Source organism: Lysinibacter cavernae (assembly GCF_011758565.1).
Classification (GTDB): domain Bacteria; phylum Actinomycetota; class Actinomycetes; order Actinomycetales; family Microbacteriaceae; genus Lysinibacter; species Lysinibacter cavernae.
In genome coordinates, this window is the sequence record NZ_JAAMOX010000001.1 from 1,722,632 (window position 1) to 1,744,548 (window position 21,917).

Sequence of the window (21,917 nt, forward strand, 5' to 3'; positions counted from 1 at the left end):
CGGTGTCCCTACACCCGCTGCCAACCGCCGTCGACCGGGCGAAATACGGCGACAAACTCTGAGTTCACGTGGTCACCGTAATAACCGATTTCGAGGGAGCCGTCCTCACCGAGCGTGAGATTCGCAGGAGTAAAGACAAAATTTGCCGGCGCGAGGAGACTCTCGCTTGCGGTTGCTTCGAGTTCAGCCTGCAGAACATTGTCGAGTTCGTTGAGGGCACCAAGCGCGGTCTCAACTCCGGCCAACAACGGCCGCCCCTCTTCGTCTGGAGTAAAGGGAAACCAAACTTCAAGCTCAAACGTCATGATCTCTGCCCAACACACGTCGTCTTCACGGGCGATCTCGGCAGTTCGCAGCTCGTCGAGAGCGCCGTGGACGTTCAGGTAACGATCTCGTGGCCACGTCACATCTGTCATGGGGCAAGTATGCCACGGCCTATCCGCCTCGCTTCGGCAGTTTGACAGTCGAATCTCCTGATATATGCTATCTGATAGCTGATATCAGGCAGGCTAGGCAAAAGGCAACAAAGGAGTTCACATGAACGAACAGCAAGCACTCGCAGGGTACCCGGAGGCAGTTCAACTGTCGGCGGATGACGTGCGCAACGCCCAGCCAGCCAACGCCCCCATTCTGATTGTCCTCGACGACGACCCAACGGGCACCCAATCGGTGGCAAACCTCCCAGTACTGACCCACTGGGACGAAGCCGACTTCGACTGGGCGCTTGCCCAAAACGCACCAGCCGTCTACGTGCTCACCAACACCCGCAGCCTCGACGAGACGGATGCGGCCCGCTGCAACCAAGAGATCGTCGCGAACGCAACGGCATCCGCCGAACGCAGCGGCGCTGCCCTCATCTTCGTCAGCCGAAGCGACTCAACCCTTCGCGGGCACTACCCCCTCGAAACCGACGTCATCGCGCAGACCCTCGCCGACACGTCTGGCACCCACATCGACGGTGTTGTCATCGTCCCAGCGTTCCCGGATGCGGGCCGCGTCACTATCGGCGGCATCCACTACATGCGCTCTGGCGAGACCCTCACGCCAGTTGCCGGAACGGAGTTCGCGAAGGACGCGACGTTTGGCTATGCCTCGTCGTCACTCCCCGATTGGGTACAGGAAAAATCGGAGGGACGGTTCCAATCGGAGCAGGTCATCCAGCTCACGCTCGACATCATCCGCGGCGGCACACATCTCATCGCTGAGGCCATCAGCGAAGCAACCGATTCGACACCAATCGTGGCTGACGCCGTGAGCGAGGATGATCTTCGCTTGCTCTCCCTCGGCCTCATCGAGGCGGAATCCCGGGGCAAGAAACTGCTCTACCGCGTCGGCCCACCGTTTGTTCGCGCACGCATTGGCCAGGACGTCAAGGCTCCCCTCCTTCGCGAGGAGATCTACCCCGCCGATGCCGCAGCTCCCGCCTCGGCTGGTGGGCTCATCGTTGTTGGCTCGCACGTTGGCGTCACCACCCGCCAGCTTGCCAAGCTCACGGCGGAGCGCCCCGACGCAACAACCATCGAGATTGACGTCGAGCAGGTGCTGGCAACCGAAACGGCCGAGGCCTACCTCGCCGACGTATCCCACACGGTTTCCTCGCAGCTCCTCAACGGCGATGTCATCGTGCACACGAGCAGGACGCTCAAGCGGACCGACGATCCAGACGAGAGCCTCAGCATCTCGCGCCGGGTCTCCGCTGCCCTCATCTCGGTTGTTCAGCACACCCTTGCAGCGCAGCCGCCTCGGTTTGTGATCGCGAAGGGCGGCATCACCTCAAGCGACGTCGCAACGCACGGCCTCGGCATCCGGCACGCAATCGTCCGCGGACCAATGCTGCCTGGCATCGTCTCGCTGTGGGAGCCAGTTGACGGACCTGCCATCGGCATCCCATACATCGTCTTCGCCGGAAACGTTGGTGACGACAATTCCCTCGCGGCCGTTGTCACAACCCTGACCGCACCCTAGTTCTGACCATACGCACACCACCAAGGAGAACACCTATGTCTACGTATAAAGTCGCCGTCCTCGGCCTCGGCGCGATGGGGCTGCCAATGGCGACCCGGCTCACGAGCCAGCTCACCGTTCACGGCTTCGACATCGCGCAGCCGCGACTCGATCTGGCCGTCGAAGCCGGCGTGCTGCCCTTCACCTCTGCCGTTGATGCCGTCGCCGGAGTCGATGCGGTGCTGCTCGCGGTTCGCGACGGCGCGCAACTTGAGGATGTCCTGTTTGGTGCGGCTGGAATTGCCGGTTCCCTCGCGGCTGGCTCGGTTGTTATTCTCACCAGCACGGTGGGAATGGATGGCATCACCTCTGTCGCCTCGCGCCTCGCAGCGTCGAATGTTGAACTCGTTGACGCCCCGCTCAGCGGCGGACCGGTCCGCGCGGGCGAGGGCGACCTCTTGATCGTGGTTGGGGCGTCTCCCGCCGCACGCGCAACGGCAGCACCGGTGCTTGAGTTGCTCGCATCAACCCTCACGGTTGTTGGGGACAAGGCCGGCGACGGCCAGGCACTCAAGACCGTCAACCAGCTGCTCTGCGGCGTGCACATCGCTGCGGCGGCCGAAGCCCTTGCGCTTGCGGAATCGCTCGGACTCGACCCAGCAGCAACCCTCGACGCCCTCATGTCGGGCGCGGCCGCATCCTTCATGCTTGGCAACCGCGGACCCCGCATGTTGCAGGCCTACGACGAAGACGGAGCCGAGGTGCTCAGCCGACTTGATATCTTCGTCAAAGACATGGGAATCGTTGGGAAGGCCGCACGCGCTGCCGGACTTGCTACCCCGGTTGCCGCTGCGGCCGAACAGCTCTACCTCATCGGGAAGGCTCAGGGACTCTCCGCGAAGGACGACTCCGCCGTCATTACCGCCATCGCCCCACACACCACCAACAACTAACCAGGCCGCGGCCAGGAGACTCCCCCATGAACAGCATCATTTCGCGCTTCGCAGAAGCAGCGCCAATTGCGCCAACCACCCAGCTCGAAACGGGATGGCTTCTTGCCATCGCCGCCGCCGGCATCGCCGTGCTCCTCGTTCTGATCATCCGCTTTCGGATTCACGCCTTCGTCTCGTTGCTGTTTGTCAGCATCCTCGTTGCCGTCTCGACGAACATCTCGCTCGTTGACGTCTTCCCGCTGATTGCGAGCGGCGTCGGTTCCACAATGGGCAAGGTGATGATCATCATCGCCCTCGGCGCGATCCTCGGCCGACTCATTGAGGTGTCTGGCGGCGTGCAGAGCCTCGCCGACCACTTCACGACCATGTTTGGGCCAAAGCGCGTCGCTGTCGCCCTCACGATTGTTGCCTTCTTAGTCGCAATCCCCGTGTTCTTTGAGGTTGGCGTCATCGTGATGGTCCCCATCATTTACGCATTCAGCAAGATCGCCGGTTTCAGCCCGATTAAATTTGGTCTTCCCATGTTTGGTCTCATGCTCACGGTGCACGTCGTCGTTCCGCCTCACCCCGGAATCGTCGCTGGCTCTGGCCTGTTTGGTGCCGACATCGGGCTCGTAACCGTTGTTGCGCTGCCGATCTGTGCGGTGCTTGGATTCCTCTGCTACTGGGTCTCCAGCATCATGAACCGTCGCGACTACGATCTTGCCCCAAGCGTGGCCGCTCAGATGAACGAATTTGGCACCGCGAGCACGATGATCACCACAACAGACAAGACCGGCAATGTGATCGCTCCTCCGCGCCCACGCGTCATCATCTCGTTGATCGCCATCCCAATCGTGCAAATCCTTGTTGGAACGGTCCTCTCACTCACCCTGCCAACCGGCACGTTTGCGAATGACCTTGCCGTGTTCATCGGAACCCCAGTCTGTGCCCTGCTCGTCGCCGTGGCAATCGCCTTCTTCGCGCTTCCGGTCCGCAGGGGCTGGGGACTGCAGCGCACCAACGAGGTCTTCGAATCGGCGTTCCCGCCCATCGCTTCTATCCTGCTCGTTGTTGCCGGCGGTGGGGTCTTTGGAGCCGTCCTCCAGACCAGCGGGATTGGCACGGCCCTCGCGACCGCGCTTGACGGCCTTGGCGTGCCGCTCATCCTCCTCGGCTTTGTGCTCACCCTCATTCTCCGCGCCGCTCAGGGCTCAGCAACGGTCGCAATCGTGACCACCGCAAGCCTGCTGGCCGCCGCGGTTGAGGCGGGCGGCTACACGCCGTTCCAGGTTGCGCTCATTACAGTCGCCGTCGGCTTTGGTGGCCTCGGCCTTTCGATGGTCACGGATGCGGGATTCTGGATTGTCACCCGGTACCTCGGCCTGACGGTCGCAGACGGTCTGCGCACGTGGACGGTACTCACAACGATCCTCGGTCTGGCGGGCTTCCTGATTACCTGGGTCATCTTCCTCCTCACCGGAGGCGGGCTGTGAGAACCAACCTCGATGACCTCGTCCGCACCCGCCTAGCCGAGGGCGCGGCGGTTCCCGCGCTCACCTGCTACGACTTCACAACGGCACAGGGCGTTGTTGCCGGGGCAGAAGCGTTTGGGCACGGCGTCATCCTGCTTGTCACACCAAAGACCGCTGCTACCTCCTCCGGGCTGCGATTTATCGCGGCTCTCCGTACCCTCGCCGACGCGGCAACCGTGCCAGTCTCCGTGCAACTCGATCACGCTACCGACCTCAACGTCATCCTGAGCGCGGTCGATGTGGGAGTTGACTCCGTTCTTGCTGACGGTTCACAACTCGGTATGGAAGAGAACGCGGAATTTGTCGCAACGGTCCGAAGGGCAACCGAGGGCTCCGGAATTGTCCTCGAGGCAGAACTTGGCAGCATCGAGGGCGACGAAGATCGATCATTCGAGGTCGAATCGGTTGGTAAGACGGATGCCGCGCTCGTCGCCCCATTTATGGCAGCATCCGGCGCCCACCTGCTCGCAGCATCCGTTGGCAACGTGCACGGGCACTACAAAGGGGAACCACAGCTGGACTGGGAGCTCATCGCCAGCATCCGGTCACTGACCCCCGCGCCGTTGTCGCTGCACGGTGCGTCGGGGCTGCCGGCAAGCGACCTTGAGCGAGCGGCAAGCGAAGGCATCGGCAAGGTCAATATCAACACCGAGCTGCGCGCCACGGTGCTTGCCACGCTCGGGGCACAGCTTGAGCAGTCGAAGCTCGACGGCAACAATGTGTTTGCGCTCGAAGAACGCTGGCGCGCGGCCGTCACGGCCTTCACCGTCGACGCGCTCGCGCGGCTCGACAGCCGCGCCTAAGCCGCACGACGACGGGGGTGGGCGCGCATCCGCAGTTTTGGATGCGCGCTCACCGACGCGCTACATTCGTACTGTGCGCCGGGCATCGGCACATGGCATTCCTGAGGAGATACTGTGGCCCGAAAATCGCTTGTCACGGAAATCGTCAATGCGATCCTTGACGACATCGTCAACGGCGTTCTCCCCAGCGAGGCTGGCCTCCCGAGCGAGGCCGAAATCGCAGAGGCCCACGATGTGAGCCGCCTGACAGCACGAGAGGCCATCCGCACGCTGCAGGCCCAGGGCATCATCCGGGTCGAAACGGGCAAGGGTTCGTTTGTGAACCCGGTCTCGGAGTGGGAGTCGCTGGATGCCGTACTCCGCGTCTCCGCAGCGGGGACGAGCGACGCTGAGGTCGCGATCCAGCTGCTTGAGCTCCGCCAAATCTTTGAGACGGGGGCAGCCGGGCTTGCCGCCGTTCGCCGGTCTGACGAGGACATTGCCCAGCTGAAGGCTAATCTCGCAGAGATGCAGCAGGCCCACCTTGACGGCGACGTGGGCACGTTTGTGCGTGCCGACCTTGCGTTCCACGACATCATCCTGAAGGCGTCCCGCAACGTCTTCCTCGGCGTCATGTTTGAACCGCTCACGAGGATCCTCACGCAGCGCCGCGCGCAAACGTCTCGTGTCCACGACATCCAGGCCCACGCGATTGTTGAGCATCGCGGCATCCTTGAGGCCCTGACCACTGGTGACCCCGATTTGGCGAAGAACGCGATGGACAGCCATATGCGCCAGACCCTTGAGGATTTGCAGACCTACGTACTCTCGGCAGCGCCCGCGCAGCGCTAGCGTCCTGCGCTTCCGCGTTCGCGTATCCCTCCCCCACAAGCCGCATGTATTTGCGACTTTCTGCGGGCAGATCGCGGTTTCACCCGCAAAAAGTCGCAAACAGATGCGGTTGAGGGCCCGCGTGTGAGGGGTGGTGGGTGAGGGGTGTGTGAGAGGAGTTTGGGTGGGCTTTAGCGCCGCCGACGGTCAAGCAGCACGCTGACGGTCGCGAAGAACAGGCCACCTATTGCGAGCACCACGCCAACCCAAATGGGCGAGATGAACCCATAGCCTGCAGCGATGACCACGCCGCCAAGGTACGCGCCGGCTGCGTTACCAATATTGAACGCCGAATGGTTGAGCGCTGCAGCAATCGATTGTGAGTCTTTTGCCACATCCATCAGGCGGGTCTGGATGGTCGGCCCAAGCGCCTGCGTCGTAATACCAACCGCAAACACGCCGATCAGCAGCCCGGGCAAGCTCTGCACGAGGAACGCCAGCCCAATAAGCGACGCAATCACCAAGACGAAGGACACGATCATGGTGCGCGAGACACTGAGGTCAGCAAATCGCCCGCCAAGCATCGTGCCAAACGTCATGCCAACGCCCATGGTTGCAAGCACCCACGGAACGACCTCTTGTCCGGCACCGGTGACCTCGGTTGTGAGCGGCGACACGTAGGTGTACACCGCAAAGAACCCGCCGAAGCCGATGGCCCCGATGAGCATCGCAAGCCATACCTGCGAGTTGCCAAAGACCTTCAGCTCTCGGCGGACCGTTGCCCCCGGGTCGCCCTCCATCTTGGGAACAACACACCACACGGCGACAAAGGTCAGCGCAAAGATGAGGGCAACAACGAGGTAGGCAACGCGCCAACCGAGCGACTGCCCAACGAAGGTAATGAGGGGAACGCCAATCACGTTAGAGATGGTGAGCCCAAGCATGACGAGCGACACCGCCCTGCCCCTCCTGCCCATTCCGAGCAGGGACGCGGCAACGAGCGACGCAATGCCAAAATACGCGCCGTGCGGAAGGCCAGCGATAAACCGGGCCGCGAGCACAAGGCCAAACGACGGGAGCACGGCCGTGGCAACGGTTGACAGCGCAAACGCCCCAAGGAGCCAAAGCAGCAGCGTCTTGCGCGGCAGGCGTGCGCCGATTGCCGCGATGGTTGGCGCACCGACCACAACGCCGAGGGCGTAAACGGTGATCATCCAGCCGGCATTCGCGAGGGCGGCATCCTGATTCCCCGAGTACAGCGCAGGGTCAAGGTCGCGCGCAATGTCGGGAAGCAAGCCCATCGCCACAAACTCGGTGGTTCCGATGGCAAATCCGCCCATTGCGAGGGCAAAAATAGCGGCCCGAGCGCGGGCAGGGGTAAGTACCCCCGAGTTAGGTGGATTCACTTGGCAATCTTATGCCCTTCGCCGGGCTTCGACAGCGTTTCTGCCCGCTATCCGCGCGGAATATGTCGCCTTTTTGGCCGGGGACCGACAGAATAGCTTCGTGACTCAAACTCCCGCACACCACGGCGCCGCCGGCCCTACCCAAACCCGCCGCCAGCGCCTCGACGCGCTGCCGTTTACCAAGAAGCACCGCCAGTTACTCGTTGGCTCAGGTGCTGGCTGGGCGCTCGACGCAATGGATGTTGGCCTCATCTCCTACATCGTCGCCGCGCTCACGGTGCAGTGGGCGCTCACACCGGGAGAGGCCTCCTGGATCGTGTCGGCTGGCTTCATCGGGATGGCGGTCGGTGCCGCCCTCGGCGGGATGCTCGCAGACCGCCTCGGCCGGCGAACGGTGTTTGCCATCACGCTCATCGTGTTTGGCGTCGCAACGGGGCTTGCCGCCTTTGCCTGGTCCGTTGGTACCCTCATCGCGCTTCGTGTGTTCATCGGCCTCGGCCTCGGCGCGGAGCTTCCCGTGGCGTCAACGCTGGTCAGCGAGTTCGCGCCGTCGCGCATCCGAGGCCGCGTCATCGTTATTTTGGAGGCGTTCTGGGCCGTTGGCTGGACACTCGCCGCGATCATTGGCTTCCTTGTGGTGCCGTCAAGCGAGATTGGCTGGCGCGTTGCCCTGCTCGTTGGGGCGGTTCCTGCGGTGTTTGCGGCCGTCGTTCGGTTCCGCCTGCCAGAATCGGTGAGCTTCCTTGAGTCGAGGGGCAGATTTGCCGAGGCGGAAGCGACGGTTCGTCAGTTTGAGGAATCCGCAGGGGTCCCGTCACCGGCAGACGCGCCGCTTGCCGACGAGCAGCCAACGGACGGTATCCAGCCAGCAGCACTCGGGGCCCGCGCCCGCTTCTTCGGCCTGTGGGCAGCCCCGCACCGACGCAACACGGCGGCGCTGTGGACCGTGTGGTTCTGCGTGAATTTTGCCTACTACGGGGCCTTCATCTGGATTCCGTCGCTGCTCGTTGCCGCGGGTTTCGACCTTGTTCGGTCGTTTGGCTACACGCTCATCATTACCCTCGCGCAGCTGCCAGGCTATGCCGTATCGGCCTGGCTCATTGAGGCGTGGGGGCGAAGGAGCACGCTTGCAACGTTCCTGGTTGGCTCCGCAGTCTCGGCCTTCTTTTTTGGCACGGCCTCTGACACAACTCAAATCATTGCGTGGGGCATGCTGCTGAGCTTTTTCAACCTTGGTGCCTGGGGCGCGCTCTACGCGGTGACTCCCGAGCTGTATCCGTCGGTGCTGAGGGGCACGGGGGCCGGATGGGCTGCCGGATTCGGCAGGGTTGCCTCAATCGTCGCCCCGCTTCTGGTTCCCCTCATCCGCGAGCTTGGCGGCACTTCACTCTTGTTTGGCATTTTTGCGGCGTTCTTTGCCGTTGCGACGGTTGGGGCGCTCCTGCTCGCTGAGAAACGGGGGCGCGCGCTCGATGATGACGCGGCCGTCGGCTTGCCGGTGCGGACCTGATATTCGCACCATTCGACGGGCGAAAGGTCAGCGGTCTCACACCTCCTTCCCAACTGCCAGCAGTACTCTAAACCTCAGAACCACCAACTCACTTCGCGCCTGTTTTTGCGTAGAAGCGTTGGCACCAACGAAGCAACCAAGTCAGCGAGAGGAGCTGCGGTGACCCACCGAATGCGTGCAACGCTCGTTGCGCTTGTCATTTGCTTCTTGCTCATCATCGCGGTCCTCGTTGCAGCACTCACGATTTTCACGACGAGGGTTGGCTCGCCCGAGGGCAGCGCCGCCGCGAGCGCGTCAGGCTCACATATTGTTGCCGACGACCACGATGTTCTTTCTGCGCCAGAGCCGGTGCGTTACGAGGCAACAAGCAATTCCGCCGACCTCATCACCCTGCAGATTGGCTCGGGCCTCACAAGCACCATTAGCGTTGCCGCCACCACGAGCGGCGACCTCGAAATCACCGACGACATGCTGACGCAAGCGTCGCTCGATATCACCGCAGAGGGATACCCGGCGGTGAGCTTTGTGCTGACCGAGCCGTGCTATCTCGGCCGGGGTGCCGTCACTGGTGACGCGGGTTCAACGGCCGTCGGTACGCTGTACGTCAACGGCAACGCGTATCCAGCATCGGTACTCATCTCCACGGATTTCAGCGATTCGACGGGAACCGTACACGGCAGCGCAACCATCCCTGCTGAGGCTCTTGCCGGCGTTGATCTTGGGTTCTCCAACACCAATTTGTCGAGCGGCAATGACACGTTTGCGCTGCCTGACCCCGCATCTGGCACGATCGAGTTCACCCTCACCGCCGAGCGCTTCGGCACCAAGTAGCTGGCTTTCCGCCGGTTATTGCGGCGCGGTGAGAATGTGCCGCACTGCGTCACCCGCCAGCTTGGCCACGTCAAACGCAACGAGCGGCCCTCCCCCGCTCGACAGTGTTGCCGCGAGCGAATGAACGGTTACGGCCGCTGCGGCGATTGGCACGAGCGTTTCGGGGTCGTCGCGGATGCGCTGGGCATTGGTCGCAACGAGGGCCCCGAGGATGCCTGCCAACACGTCGCCTGTTCCCGCGGTGGCAAGCCACGACGGAGCGGCTGGCATCCGGTAGTCGAGCCCTCCTGGGCTGCAGATCGTGGTGTTGCTGCCATTGAGCAGCACCGTGCATCCGGTCGCACTGGCGGCGAGCGATGCCGCGGCTGCCGGCTCCCCGAGCACTTGCTCAACGGAGACATCGTGTCCGAGCGCGCCAAGAAGACGGCTCAGCTCACGCCCGTGTGGCGTCAGGATTCCGGGGCCCCGCAATTCGCCAACCCTTCCGAGTGCGCCAGCATCAAGCACGCAGGGGATTCCGGAGGCGAGGGCTGACGACATCGCCTCGTCTTGCCAGAGGTCGAGGTGTGCGGGGTCTATTCCAGACCCAAGCAACCACGCCGACGAGCGGCCGGCCCCAATGACGATCTCTGGTCGCTTGGCCAGCACCGCTTCGCCGACGGCAGCTGGGCCACAGTAGCGCAGCATCCCGAGTCCGGTTCGGAGCGCCGCTTCGACCCCGAGAACCGCGGCCCCCGGGTACTGAGTCGAGCCGGTGACCACTCCGAGCACGCCTCGCGAGTATTTATCGTCGGTCGCGGACGGGATGACAATCGAGTCAGCCGCGTTCGCGAGCTCGGCGAGCGGCCCAGTTGCGGTGTGAATCGTTCCGAGTGTCATTGGCGGCGCCGGTCAGTCATGTTCAGAGCCTAGCCGCCGCGATCACAGCTGACCAGATTTGTGCGCGAGGAGAGCGTCGACTGAGCCGCGGAAAAACAGGTTTTTTTACGGTTTTTAAAACAAAACAAAGGCATGTGAATTATTGGGACGATCGTCCTAAACCTGTGTTATTGTTTTCGCAGAGCGGCGAAGATGACTTCGTCGTGTTAGGGAAGCGCCAGCAGAACACGCGGCGCAACGATCGTCATACGAACGGCAGTATCGCTTAGGGGCATCTGCCGGGGTTCGTTTGGCGCGCAATTTTGCGGAAACGAGGGACTGCGGTGGCCAAACGGGCCTTGACTCGCGCGAGCTTTGCCAAGCACCAGGCAGCCGTGCCGCAATTTGGCTGGCGTTCGTTCAGCCGACTCGCAGTACCCTTCCTCTCGCTCCTTGGAGTTCTCGCGCTCCTCGTTGTCACCGTGCCACCAACGCAGGCAGCAATGGGCGATTACTCGGTCAGCATCACGGCCCCCGAAACGGCGCTCCTCAGCGAAGGCGTAACCTATACCGTCACCACCGTGGCTGAGGCAACCACGATAAATCCCGCCGCAGGGGTTGTCCTCACCTCTGTGCTCAGCGAAGGACTCACCTTCGATCCAACCTCCGTTGAAACGGGCAGCAGCTCTCCGGTCCAATCGGTGAGCTACGACGAGGGCACCCGGACCGTGACCTTTGTCATGAAGCCACTGGCCCAGCCAATCACCTCATTTTCGTTCGCAACGCTCGCCGTCGACAACACAACAAAGAGCGATGCGACGGTTCTGACAACGACGATTCGGGGCTCCGCCTCGACAAATGGGGTTTCGCCCCCGGACGACTCAGCAGCAACCAAGGTAACGGGCAATTACGACTACTCCCCCATCAAATACGCCTCGTCGCTCATCAACTCCGACAACCGGCTCGTCACCTACACGTTCAACGTTCGGACCGAGATCTCGCACGGAGGGGTGAATACCTTCTCAACAACGGCCCAACGTATCATGGATACCCTGCCAGCCGGGAGCCAGCTCGTCGCCACGTCGTCCGGCTTCGGAACGTGGACAACCGACATCGCAACCGGCGCGACGGCATCCTCAGACTGGACCGCAACCTGGCAACACGACGGTAACTACGGCCCCGACCGCTTCCTGCTCGCCCCAATAAACACCATCTGGTTACAGGTCCGCTACCCAGACACGGCCGAGTTCCCAGAGGGAAGCAGGCCTCCCGTTAACACCGCGGAACTGTTCACGCTCCCCGTCGACGGCATAGCCACAGACCCGCTCGCCTGGCGTCAACACACGATCGAGGCATCCAGATATGCAAGCGACCAGGGGCCGCAGTTTGGCACGGTAGACGCTCCCGTCTTTGGCCTGCTCAAAGTGTCGGGGCAGGACACCTCATCCGCAGGCGACCTGTATCGCGAATACAGCACCATCGCGTCCTTTGCCGACGGCGGAACCGGCGAGCAACTCGCAAGCTGGACGATCGAAGACTCCGCGTCCAAACACGGCAACGCCGAGTTCTGGGGACACATGGAGGTGCGCAGAGTAGCGGTCGAACCAAACCCAGCCCTCGAAGCCGCCAACGTTCCGTACACCGTGGAATATCGCACTGCGCCAGTGAGCAATCCTGTGGGTGAAAGCGCATGGAAGACCGTTGGCCAGGGCCTGAGCGGCTCTGGCACTCCACAAACGTTCAATTCCGGCAGCGGCAACGTCGAGGTGCTCTTCAACGTTGACGGTTCCCTTTACTACGACGATCCGGGATGGGTGATCGAGACGATTCCCGTTGGCACCGTCATCACCGGATGGCGTGTGCAGCTCGGCTCGACATCGGCCACCGTGAGCAGCGGTTCGCAAGCGAGCATCCGCACCTCCTACATCCCCACCTATACGTCCTTTGTTGACGGCTCAACATCCGCGGAGCCGCTCACCAATATCGCGACCGCAAACGGCATCCTCGCCAACGGCATCGCGGTTGACACCATCGAGTCGGCAATGAAACAGACCTTCATCGACTCCGCCTACGTCGTGACCAACATCTGGGCGCCGCCGTCGCTCCGCGTCAACGGTTCTGGCGAATATATCGCCGGCATCTCAAACATGAACACCAATACCACCTACCACGGGGGAACGCTCTCGGTTGTGCTGCCGTACGGGGTCCTCTACGACGCGGATACCGGCGTGACCAGGCACAACGACACCGTCTCAGTGACGGGCGACCCTGTCCCCAACATCGGAAGCGGAGCAACGGTGACAACGTCGTGGGTTCCAGGCCCATTTGGAGACCAGCAGGTGGTGACCATCACCGTTGACGAACTGCCAAGTATGAGGCCGGTCGGCGAAGCGAGCAACCGTTGGATCGAGCACGGCGGGTTCCAATACGTCATCCCCGTTGTCGCCATCGTGGATGCCTACCGAGAAGACGATACGGTCGTTGAGGTCGAGAGCTGGGCGTTCGCAAACGACCCTGCCCACGCCGGAGCCCCTGCAATCGGCTACGCGCCCAAGTTCAGCGCCGACGTCCACGATTTTGACCCAAACCGCACGTCGATCGCGAAGGCGGTTGCCAATAGCCAGATCACGATTGCCGGCGATTTGATCATCTCGAAGACCTCAGGAGCCACAAACGACCCCGCCGGTCACTGGGGCCTTGGCACAACCGTGCCGGTTGGCACCGCCGCGTACTGGAAAATCGCGGTGCAGAATATCCTCCCCGACGCCGTGACCTCAGCGGTCTTCTTTGACCGGCTCCCCCACGTTGCCGATTCGCGAGGTTCGGAGTTTAACACAACGCTTGCCGGGCCAATTCAGGGGTTGCCTCCCGGGGCCACCGCCCAGTATTCGAAGGATGCCACAACCGCGTCCAACGGGACCTGGAGCAACGACCCAACAGACGCGGTCGCCTTCAAGATACTGCTTGGCAAGCTCGCCGAATCCGAATCTTTTGAGGTGATCGTTCCGACCTCGGTGCCGCGAGGGACAGCCGACGGCGCAATCATCACAAACGACGTTTCGGCTACCGCGAACTACCACGGCGACATCATCCCGTTCCACTCGAATGAAGCACAAATCAACGCGGTTGACGCGAGCATTACGCTTGCCAAGACGGGTACGCTCGTTGGCTCGCTGACCGAAAACCCGCTGGTCCGCTGGACGTTCACGGTTACCAATACCGGTGTCCACCAGCTGTCCTCGCTTGAAATCATCGACAGCCTTCCCGGCATCGGGCCAATAGCGTGGGGCACGTGGCCGGGCGCAGCCGATGCCCTCGACCCTGGCGAATCGGTGACCGCCACGGCGGACTCGCTGCTGACCGAGGCCCAGATCGCCGACGGCACCCTGCGAAACACCGCGACGGCTGCTGGAACAACCGCAGACGGAATTCGTGTCGTTTCAGAGGAAGCCACCGCCGTTGTCAGTTGGAAATCAACGCTGACGCTCGTCAAACAGGTCTCGTTCGGCTCAGCATCGCCAACCGATTGGACCCTCAGCGCCTCAGGGGTGGCCGGTGCCCTCGCCGGTCCAAGCGGCACAACCGGTTCTCCAGAGGCGAGCGCTTCGGTGACGCCAGGCACCACCTATTCGCTGTCAGAGCAGGGAAGCCAAAACACCTACCAACAGGTCGGAGCGTGGGCCTGCGCCGATAGCCTCGGAAATACCGTCGCCGTGGCAAGCGGCGTTGTGACCATCCCAATGCAACGCGATGTCACCTGCACCGTGACAAACGCGACCGCGCAGCTCATCCTGCTCAAGCACGTCGCCGATGCCAAGCTCGACCCCGCCGATTGGCAGATCGTAGCGACCCCACGGGCGAACGCCGTCGGGCTGCCAACCGTCGCGGCCATTGGTGCAGAACACAACGCGCTGACCAACACGTTCGAGGTACTCCCCGGTCATCCGTATGACCTCACCGAGGAATCAATTCACCCCTCCGGCACGATTGCCTATCGCATGCTGTCTCTCGAGCGTCAAAACCCGGATGGCAGCTGGAGCCAGGTCGACCCTGGCCAGCCAGCAGTCGTTTCGGTTGGCACAACGGAGGTGTACCGCTTTGTCAACGACACCATCCCATCGGTCACACTCCCCCTCACGGGAGGCGCGAGTGTTGACGCGTTCCTGATCGCAGGTGCCGGCATCCTCGCGTCCGCAATCACCGCAGCGCTTGTGTATCAGCGGCGACGACGGATGCCACGTTCCTAACCAGTTTTGTCCCCCATCCATACCCTCCACCCCCTCTTAAGGAGAAGGAAAATAATGAAAAAAACGATCACACGGCGCATAACCGCCGTCATCGGTGCCACGGCGCTCGGCGTCTTGAGCGCGGTGTCGCTCGCTCTTCCGGCCTCTGCCGTTGGTCCGGATCTTGACCCAAACGCCTCTGGTTCAATCACCATTCACAAGTACGAGCAGCCACTCACCAATGGCGCTCCTGCCGATGGTACGGAGCAGACGGTTCCTGCAACCCACGTCCCGATTGACGGCGTTGTGTTTAGCATCACGCCGGTAACTGGCGTCGACCTGACAACTAACGCCGGCTGGACAACGGCGAAGACCCTGTCTGAGGCGCTTGCCGCAGACCCTCTCGCGCTGCCAACGCCGCTTGGTACGCCGCAGACGCTCCCGGCCACGGTTGGTGGCGACACCACGATTGGCAGCCTCCCCCTCGGCCTCTACCTGGTGCAAGAGGTATCGGCACCCGCCAACGTCGTATCAAAGGCAGCCCCGTTCCTCGTCACGGTTCCGCTCCCAACAACCGGCGCTGCTGCAGACTGGAACTACAACATCCACGTCTACCCGAAGAACGCTGTTGCTGGCACGCCAACAAAGTCGGTTGACGACAGCGGCAAATTTGCCCTCGGCTCAACCGTGACCTGGACCGTTGGTTCAACCGTTCCGGTCTTCGCAGATCGCGCAGAGCTCGTGTCATACGTCATCACGGATACGCTCGACAGCCGTCTGAGCTACACAGCCCCCGCGCGCATCTCGCTCGACGGAACCGCGCTGTCGGCGGCCGATGTGACCATTTCGACGACCAACCCCGTCACTGTCACCTTCACCCCCACCGGCCTCGACAAGCTCATGGCCGCACCAAACGGTGCGCTCTCGCTCGAAATCGATACGGTTGTCACCGGCACCGGCTCGATCGTGAACACCGCCCTCGTGAACGTAAACGGCATCGAGTCCGAAACCAACCCGGCAACAACATCTTGGGTTCCCGTAGAAATCACCAAGGTTGACGGCGACAACCAGGCGCCCCTCGCCGGTGCCGTCTTCGCCGTCTACACCACACAGACCGGCGGAACGGCCTTGAGCTTCCCCGGTGGCATCACCGAGTTCACGAGCGACTCAACCGGAAAAATCACGATTCCCGGCCTCAAGGCCGGCGAGGTGTACTGGCTCGAAGAGGTCACCGCCCCGACCGGCTACTTCGGTCTCGGCGAGCGCGTTCGTGTCCCAGGTTCTGGAACGCTGGCAGCGGTTCCCGGAGTGAACACCGGCGAACTTGTGACCTACACGCAGACCGTCGCCAACGACAAGATCCCAGCGTGGATGCTTCCGCTCACCGGTAGCACGGGAACGCTGCTCTTCGCCCTCGGCGGAGGCGCTCTCGTCGCGGTAGCCATTGGCGCTGCGCTGGTTGTGAGCCGCAAGAAGAAGGCTCTTGCGTAACTCACACTGAGTCCCATGGCGTCTGCGATGGGCTCCTGAGGGTGGTGGAATCGACGGTTGTCGGTTCCACCACCCTTCAGTACGTTCAACACTTCAACAGGATCGAAGAACCGTGACCGCAACGGAAGCGCTGGCCACCTCAGCGGTGAGCGCAGGGCGTCGAGCGCGTTGGCGTTTCCCAGTAGGCCCCAGCGTGATCGCGGCGATATGCCTCCTTGGCGTCGCCGTCCTGCTCTACCCAACAGCCGCGTCTTGGCTGACGCAGTATGAACAGTCCCAGCGCATCGTGGCGCTGTCTGACCAGGTTCGCAACATGTCTCCCGAAAACCGTTCACAGGCCGTCGAGAAGGCCGTTGCGTATAACGCGTCGCTCAACGGCAGCGCCGCGGTTACCGCTGGCGAACGACTGCCGCAGGCCGAGTCGCCCGGCGACCCTGAAGATCAGAACTACAACGAGCTGCTTGCCGCTGACGCAAGCGGGCTCATCGGAAGAATCAAAATCCCCGTCATTGATGCCGACCTTCCGATCTATCACGGAACAAGCGATCAGACCCTCCGCGAGGGCATCGGTCATTTACAGGGAACCGCCCTCCCCGTTGGCGGCGAGAGCACCCACTCGGTCCTCACCGGTCACCGAGGGCTCGCCGACGCGACGATGTTTACTCACCTTGACCAGGTCGCCGAGGGTGACACCTTCACAATCGAGGTGTTTGGCGAGGTGCTCACCTACCAAGTCGTCACAACGCAGGTTGTTGAACCGGAAGAGACGGAAACACTTCATGCTCAGCGAGGCAAAGACCTCATCACGCTCGTCACGTGCACACCGCTTGGCATCAATAGTCACCGTATCTTGGTCACTGGCGAACGGATTGAGCCGACTCCCCCAGAGGATCTCGCACAGGCAGGGAAGCGGCCCGACGTTCCAGGCTTCGCCTGGTGGGTAGTTGGCCTTGCCGGAGCGCTCCTGCTCACCGGTGGGTACGTTTGGTACTCTGGGCGGCCGGTTAGCCCGGGGCGCAAAGCAAACCATTCCAAAGGTTTCATTCCCGATGACCTAGGAATGTCCAGCCGCGACGGCCATAATGAGGATGATGACTACCTCGGACCCTCTCGGCGGACGCCGACCACAGCAGGTCAGGGCGCAGCGCACCAGGCAGCGGATCATCGCAGCGGCAGCCTCAGCATTCGCAACGAACGGCTACGCAGGAGCGAGCATCGGGGCTATCGCCGATTCACTTGGGATGACCAAAGGCGCGCTTGGGTACCACTTCGCGACGAAGGAGCTCCTCGCTCAAGCGGTAGCGAACGAAGCGCTGCACGAGATGAGTGACATCGCCAGCCAGGGATTCGACACAGCCGCGACTGCCGTCGTCGTCTCCCCAGACGACCCGCTCGCCACGATCGTCAGATTTGCGCTCAGCGTTGGGTACCGGTACATCCACGATGTGCCAACACGCGCGGTCAACCGGCTGCTCGACGAATCGATTCACCTTCCGCTCGGCATCCCGGCGCCCTACGTCGATTGGATTCAGCTTGCCGAGCATTTGCTGCGTCAGGCGATCGCCCTCGGGCAGCTTCACAACACCATCGACCCCGCAAAGCAGGCTGTGACACTCGTGGCAGGGATGACGGGCATCCAGCGCCTCTCGGAGCTCCTCGACGAACGCGACCTCGTCTTGGAACGCGTCGCCGAAATGCTCACCGTCGTGTTCTCAGGGATGGGCGCGGCAAACGCCAACGACCTCGTCGGTCGCGTCGCCGCCGAACCCGGTCCTGCTCAGTTGCTTCGCTGAGCTGCGGACCGCCCTGAGCCACCGCTACGCGAAGCGCCCTCGCCGAGTCGCATCGTGCACTTCGCCAACGAGTTCCTCCACGATGTCTTCGAGGAAGAGCACACCCTTCGTATTGCCCTCAGCGTCAAACGAGCGGGCAAGGTGTGCACCGGTGCGCTGCATCTTGGCAAGCGCATCCTCGAGGTCGGTCGACTCGTAGAGCGACACCATCTGCCGGACGCGCTTGGCGGGGATGGGGTCGTCGAGCTCGTCCTCGTCAAGGTCGATGATGTCTTTCAGGTGCACGTAGCCGCTCGGCTCACCCTCGGCGTCAACCAGCACGTAGCGTGAGAAACCGTGCTTGGTGACCGCGTTTTCGACGTCGCGGGGCGTTGCCGTTTGCTCTGGCAGCGTCACGAGCGCACCGAGCGAAAGCGCAACATCGGCCACCGACTTCTCGGTGAACTCAAACGCGGCGGTCAGCGCGCCAGTGGTGTCCTCAAGCACGCCCTCCCTCGTTGACTGGTTCACAATCGTTGCGACCTCGTCGAGGGTGTAGGTGCTCGTCGCCTCATCTTTCGGCTCAACCTTGAAGAGGCGAAGGATGCTGTTGGCAATCCAGTTGAGCATCACGATGACGGGCTTAAACACGTTGGCAACAAACACAAGCGGCGGCGCGAGCAGCAGCACCGCGCGGTCGGGAAGCGAGAACGACATGTTCTTCGGGATCATCTCACCAAACACCACGTGCAGGTACGAGACCGCAAGCAGCGTAATGATGAAGGCCACCGTGCTGACGACCTCAACCGACCAGCCGGTGAGCTCAAGCGGCACCGCGAGCAGGTGGTGGATAGCCGGCTCCGAAACGTTCAGGATGAGCAGCGAACACACCGTGATGCCAAGCTGACTCGTCGCGAGCATCAGAGTGGCGTGCTCCATGGCGTACAGCGCCGTTTTGGCGCTTCGCTTTCCGGCCTCGGCGAGTGGCTCGATCTGCGAGCGGCGTGCAGAGATCACGGCGAACTCGGCACCAACAAAGAAGGCGTTTGCGATAAGCAGCACAAACAGCCACGCTATTCCGGCCCAATCACTCATGGGTGTCCACCTCCTCGATCAGCGAAGGCGTGAATCTCAGCCGGTCGATGCGGCGGCCGTCAAGACGCTCCACCCGCAATTCACCGCCAGGAAGCTGGATGCTGTCGCCAACAACGGGGAGACGCCCGATCTCGCTGATCACGTAACCAGCCACCGTTTCAAAGGGTCCTTCTTCTGGCACCTTCACACCGGTGCGGTCAAATAATTCGTCGGGACGGAGCGCCCCTGGGAACGTAAAGGAGTCGCGACCCCGCACGACGTCGGCGCGAGCCCTATCGTGCTCATCAGCGACCTCGCCAATGAGTTCCTCAACGAGGTCCTCAAGAGTCGCGATGCCGGCGGTTCCACCGTATTCATCAACAACAACGGCCATCTGGTACCCGCGACCACGCAGCTCTTCGAGTAGCACGTCGAGTTTCATGGTTTCTGGTACCCGAAGGGCTTCTTCCTGCAGCGCACCGGTTGGCACCTCCGAGCGTTTTTCGCGCGGAAGAGAGATGGCCTGCTTCACGTGGACGATGCCAACAACGTCGTCCTGGTCAGCATCGATAACGGGGAAACGAGAGAAACCCGTCTTGCGCGCGGCCTCAAGCACGCTTTCGGCGGGATCGTCGCGATGCACGGCAACAAGGCGCATGCGCGGCGTCATGACGTCTGCCGCCGTGTGCTCGCTAAAGCGAAGCGTGCGACTGAGGAGCGTCGCGGTGTCTTCCTCAAGCATCCCGGCAAGCGCGGAGCGACGAACAAGCGACGAGAGTTCCTCGGCGCTTCTGGCCCCAGACAGCTCTTCTTTTGGCTCGATTCCGAGCATCCGAAGGACGCCGTTTGCGCTGTTATTCAGCAGCGTCACTGCTGGCTTGAATACGGCAGTGAACACCACCTGGAACGGCACAACAACCTTGGCGGTTGCCGTTGGCTTTGCGAGGGCCATGTTCTTTGGCACAAGTTCGCCGATGATCATCGAGAGCAGCGTGGCAACAAGGATCGCGATGGTTGCCGAAACGGGCCGGAGCGCAGCCTCTGGCAGCCCAATCGCGCTCAGCGGCCCAGAGAGCATCCGGCTGAGGGCCGGCTCCATGGTGTATCCGGTGAGCAGCGTGGTGAGCGTAATTCCCAGCTGCGCGCTCGACAGGTGAGTCGACGTAATTTTGAGCGCGGAAATAGTCGTGCCAAGACCGGTCTCTCCGCGTGTTTGGCGTGCTTCAAGATCGGCCCGGTCAAGATTGACGAGCGCAAACTCCGAAGCAACAAAGAAACCTGTTCCTACGGTGAGGAGAAGGCCGAGGCAGAGAAGCAGTATGTCAGCGAGCACCGGTTACACCACGCTCCGTTGAATAACGTGTGCGAATGAAACCGGTCTATGAGAAGGAGGGTCGTCCATAATTCGATTAATCATAACGACTCTTGCTGAAAGAAACCACGTGCAACCCCGCATGAAGCCTTATGGGGTAATCACAACCCACGATTCGGTCTCATCATCCTCGTCAACGGGCGGGGCTGGCGGTGCTGGCGGGGCAACCTCAACAGGAGCGGCTGGCGCTGGCGGCGCCGCGACGGGTGCCTCTGCTGCCGGCTCGGAGGGCGGAACGTACGCTGGCTCCGGCTGTGCCTCGTCAACGGGGGCAGGCTCCGGTTCAACAACCGGTTCAGGAGCGGGAGCCGGATGCTCAGCCACAGGAACGGTCTCCACCACGGTCGGTTCCTCAGACACCGTGGACACCACAGGATCCGGTGACGGCGAATACAGCAGCCCAGCGGTAAGGCCGGCAATGGCGACAACCGCGGCTCCCCCTGCTATGGCAACCTTCGCTCCAATACCAACCTTGCCTGCCGCCACGACAGAGGCCGCTGACGCACCGCTCGAAGCGCTCGTGGTTCCCCACGCGAGGCCGGCGATTCCTGATCCGCCAAGAATGAGCGGCGCAACGATGGAGCGCATCTGCTGCCCAATGTCGCTCATCCATTCAAACGATTGGCGGCAGTCAAGACACGTCTCAAGATGCGCGGCTACCCGGTCGGCATCGCGCTTACCGGCTTTGCGACGCACGGTTTTTGCCATGATCGACGAAACCGATTTGCATTCTTCGGAGTTCGTGCGCTCGACGTGGAGTTGCAGGTAGGCCGTCCTGAGGCCTTCCCTCGCCCGCGACGCGAGTTGCGCAACAGCGTTTGCCTTGATTCCGAGGCGGTCGCCGATGGCGTTGAGGTCGTAGCCGTCGATCTCAAGGAGCCAGAGCACCTGCTGCCAGCGCTCAGGAAGCTCGGTGAAGGCCGTGTAGACAAGCGAGCGCTCACCGAGCCCCGCATTCACATCCGCCTCGTGAAGCTGCTCAAGAAAGCTGTCGGCATCCTCATCCAACGGAACCGTTTTGGTCTTTTTTGCCTGGTTCTTCGTGAGGTTCGCAAGCACCATGTACAGGTAGCCCCTGAACGACTCGGTTGGGCCCATCCCCCGCCTCAAGACGTCAAGGATGCTCGCAAACGCGTCGCTCAGTAAATCTTCTGCTTCTGGGCGTTTGCCCACCAGGTGCAGTGCCTGTTTAATGCCAGCGTCGTGGTGCCGAGCATAGAGCTCAGCAAACGCGGTCTGGTCGCCCCTACGCACCAGATCGCACAGTTCAGCATCGCTCGCGACGTCGTCATTCACGATGTCGTCATTCACGATGTCGTCGACAAATGTGTCGTGTTCTTCGTTTCCCCTCAC

Annotated in this window: 17 protein-coding genes; 11 read left to right on the plus strand and 6 right to left on the minus strand. The window is 62.1% G+C overall.

Translation table 11 applies throughout. From position 1 onward, the window contains the following. Positions 1-8 precede the first annotated feature (8 nt). Entirely contained in the window at positions 9-416 is a 408-nt protein-coding gene (locus tag FHX76_RS07640; protein ID WP_167149481.1) for a hypothetical protein, read from the minus strand. Positions 417-537: 121 nt separating this feature from the next. Here FHX76_RS07640 and FHX76_RS07645 point away from each other — a divergent pair, with 121 nt between their 5' ends. From FHX76_RS07645 to FHX76_RS07665, 5 genes are all read left to right on the plus strand, one after another. Next, a complete protein-coding gene (locus tag FHX76_RS07645) occupies positions 538-1,965 on the plus strand; it encodes a four-carbon acid sugar kinase family protein (protein ID WP_167149483.1) in 1,428 nt (475 codons plus the stop codon). A 35-nt stretch (positions 1,966-2,000) separates the two neighbouring features. After that, positions 2,001-2,897, plus strand: coding sequence for an NAD(P)-dependent oxidoreductase (locus FHX76_RS07650; protein ID WP_167149485.1), 897 nt, complete (start codon positions 2,001-2,003; stop codon positions 2,895-2,897). Between the two features lie 26 nt (positions 2,898-2,923). Further along, positions 2,924-4,372, plus strand: a complete 1,449-nt coding sequence (locus FHX76_RS07655) for a GntP family transporter (protein ID WP_167149487.1) — start codon at positions 2,924-2,926, stop codon at positions 4,370-4,372. Continuing rightward, complete coding sequence (locus tag FHX76_RS07660; protein ID WP_167149489.1) at positions 4,369-5,214, plus strand: class II fructose-bisphosphate aldolase; 846 nt, start codon at positions 4,369-4,371, stop codon at positions 5,212-5,214. The genes FHX76_RS07655 and FHX76_RS07660 overlap by 4 nt, the downstream gene beginning before the upstream one ends. A 114-nt stretch (positions 5,215-5,328) precedes the next feature. Beyond that, complete coding sequence (locus FHX76_RS07665) at positions 5,329-6,045, plus strand: FCD domain-containing protein (protein WP_167149491.1); 717 nt, start codon at positions 5,329-5,331, stop codon at positions 6,043-6,045. 170 nt (positions 6,046-6,215) lie between these two features. Here the strand turns inward: FHX76_RS07665 and FHX76_RS07670 are convergent, their stop codons facing one another. Then, a complete protein-coding gene (locus FHX76_RS07670; RefSeq protein ID WP_341777891.1) occupies positions 6,216-7,430 on the minus strand; it encodes an MFS transporter in 1,215 nt (404 codons plus the stop codon). Positions 7,431-7,530: 100 nt separating this feature from the next. Between FHX76_RS07670 and FHX76_RS07675 the strand changes: the two genes are divergently transcribed. Both FHX76_RS07675 and FHX76_RS07680 read left to right on the plus strand, forming a co-directional pair. After that, positions 7,531-8,940: an MFS transporter gene (locus FHX76_RS07675; protein WP_341777892.1), complete on the plus strand. Its 1,410-nt coding sequence runs from the start codon at positions 7,531-7,533 to the stop codon at positions 8,938-8,940. Between the two features lie 159 nt (positions 8,941-9,099). Beyond that, the gene (locus tag FHX76_RS07680; RefSeq protein ID WP_167149494.1) at positions 9,100-9,771 is read left to right on the plus strand and encodes a hypothetical protein; all 672 of its coding nucleotides are present in this window, start codon (positions 9,100-9,102) and stop codon (positions 9,769-9,771) included. Positions 9,772-9,786: 15 nt separating this feature from the next. Here the strand turns inward: FHX76_RS07680 and FHX76_RS07685 are convergent, their stop codons facing one another. Next, entirely contained in the window at positions 9,787-10,650 is an 864-nt protein-coding gene (locus FHX76_RS07685; protein WP_167149496.1) for an ADP-dependent NAD(P)H-hydrate dehydratase, read from the minus strand. Positions 10,651-10,988: 338 nt separating this feature from the next. On the opposite strand from FHX76_RS07685, the gene FHX76_RS07690 reads away from it, so the two are divergent. From FHX76_RS07690 to FHX76_RS07705, 4 genes are all read left to right on the plus strand, one after another. Continuing rightward, positions 10,989-14,876: a DUF7507 domain-containing protein gene (locus FHX76_RS07690; protein ID WP_167149498.1), complete on the plus strand. Its 3,888-nt coding sequence runs from the start codon at positions 10,989-10,991 to the stop codon at positions 14,874-14,876. A gap of 54 nt (positions 14,877-14,930) precedes the next feature. Further along, positions 14,931-16,346, plus strand: coding sequence for a SpaH/EbpB family LPXTG-anchored major pilin (locus FHX76_RS07695; RefSeq protein ID WP_167149500.1), 1,416 nt, complete (start codon positions 14,931-14,933; stop codon positions 16,344-16,346). A gap of 112 nt (positions 16,347-16,458) precedes the next feature. After that, positions 16,459-17,676: a class C sortase gene (locus FHX76_RS07700; protein WP_341777893.1), complete on the plus strand. Its 1,218-nt coding sequence runs from the start codon at positions 16,459-16,461 to the stop codon at positions 17,674-17,676. Next, positions 17,561-18,139, plus strand: a complete 579-nt coding sequence (locus FHX76_RS07705) for a hypothetical protein (protein ID WP_386762511.1) — start codon at positions 17,561-17,563, stop codon at positions 18,137-18,139. Before FHX76_RS07700 ends, FHX76_RS07705 begins: the two co-directional genes overlap by 116 nt. 24 nt (positions 18,140-18,163) lie before the next feature. Here FHX76_RS07705 and FHX76_RS07710 read toward each other — a convergent pair whose 3' ends face one another. From FHX76_RS07710 to FHX76_RS07720, 3 genes are all read right to left on the minus strand, one after another. After that, positions 18,164-19,213 carry a hemolysin family protein gene (locus tag FHX76_RS07710; protein WP_167149504.1) on the minus strand — a complete coding sequence of 350 codons (1,050 nt, stop codon included), beginning with the start codon at positions 19,211-19,213 and terminating at the stop codon, positions 18,164-18,166. After that, the gene (locus FHX76_RS07715; protein ID WP_167149506.1) at positions 19,206-20,525 is read right to left on the minus strand and encodes a CNNM domain-containing protein; all 1,320 of its coding nucleotides are present in this window, start codon (positions 20,523-20,525) and stop codon (positions 19,206-19,208) included. Before FHX76_RS07715 ends, FHX76_RS07710 begins: the two co-directional genes overlap by 8 nt. 129 nt (positions 20,526-20,654) lie before the next feature. Beyond that, complete coding sequence (locus tag FHX76_RS07720; RefSeq protein WP_167149508.1) at positions 20,655-21,917, minus strand: sigma-70 family RNA polymerase sigma factor; 1,263 nt, start codon at positions 21,915-21,917, stop codon at positions 20,655-20,657.

What these genes read in the sequence shown, in the direction of transcription:
- FHX76_RS07650 (WP_167149485.1), top strand. Translation starts at nt 2,001, where the DNA reads ATGTCTACGTATAAAGTCGCCGTCCTCGGCCTCGGCGCGATGGGGCTG.
- FHX76_RS07645 (WP_167149483.1), top strand. Translation starts at nt 538, where the DNA reads ATGAACGAACAGCAAGCACTCGCAGGGTACCCGGAGGCAGTTCAACTG.
- FHX76_RS07685 (WP_167149496.1), bottom strand. Translation starts at nt 10,650, where the DNA reads ATGACACTCGGAACGATTCACACCGCAACTGGGCCGCTCGCCGAGCTC.
- FHX76_RS07655 (WP_167149487.1), top strand. Translation starts at nt 2,924, where the DNA reads ATGAACAGCATCATTTCGCGCTTCGCAGAAGCAGCGCCAATTGCGCCA.
- FHX76_RS07710 (WP_167149504.1), bottom strand. Translation starts at nt 19,213, where the DNA reads ATGAGTGATTGGGCCGGAATAGCGTGGCTGTTTGTGCTGCTTATCGCA.
- FHX76_RS07695 (WP_167149500.1), top strand. Translation starts at nt 14,931, where the DNA reads ATGAAAAAAACGATCACACGGCGCATAACCGCCGTCATCGGTGCCACG.
- FHX76_RS07640 (WP_167149481.1), bottom strand. Translation starts at nt 416, where the DNA reads ATGACAGATGTGACGTGGCCACGAGATCGTTACCTGAACGTCCACGGC.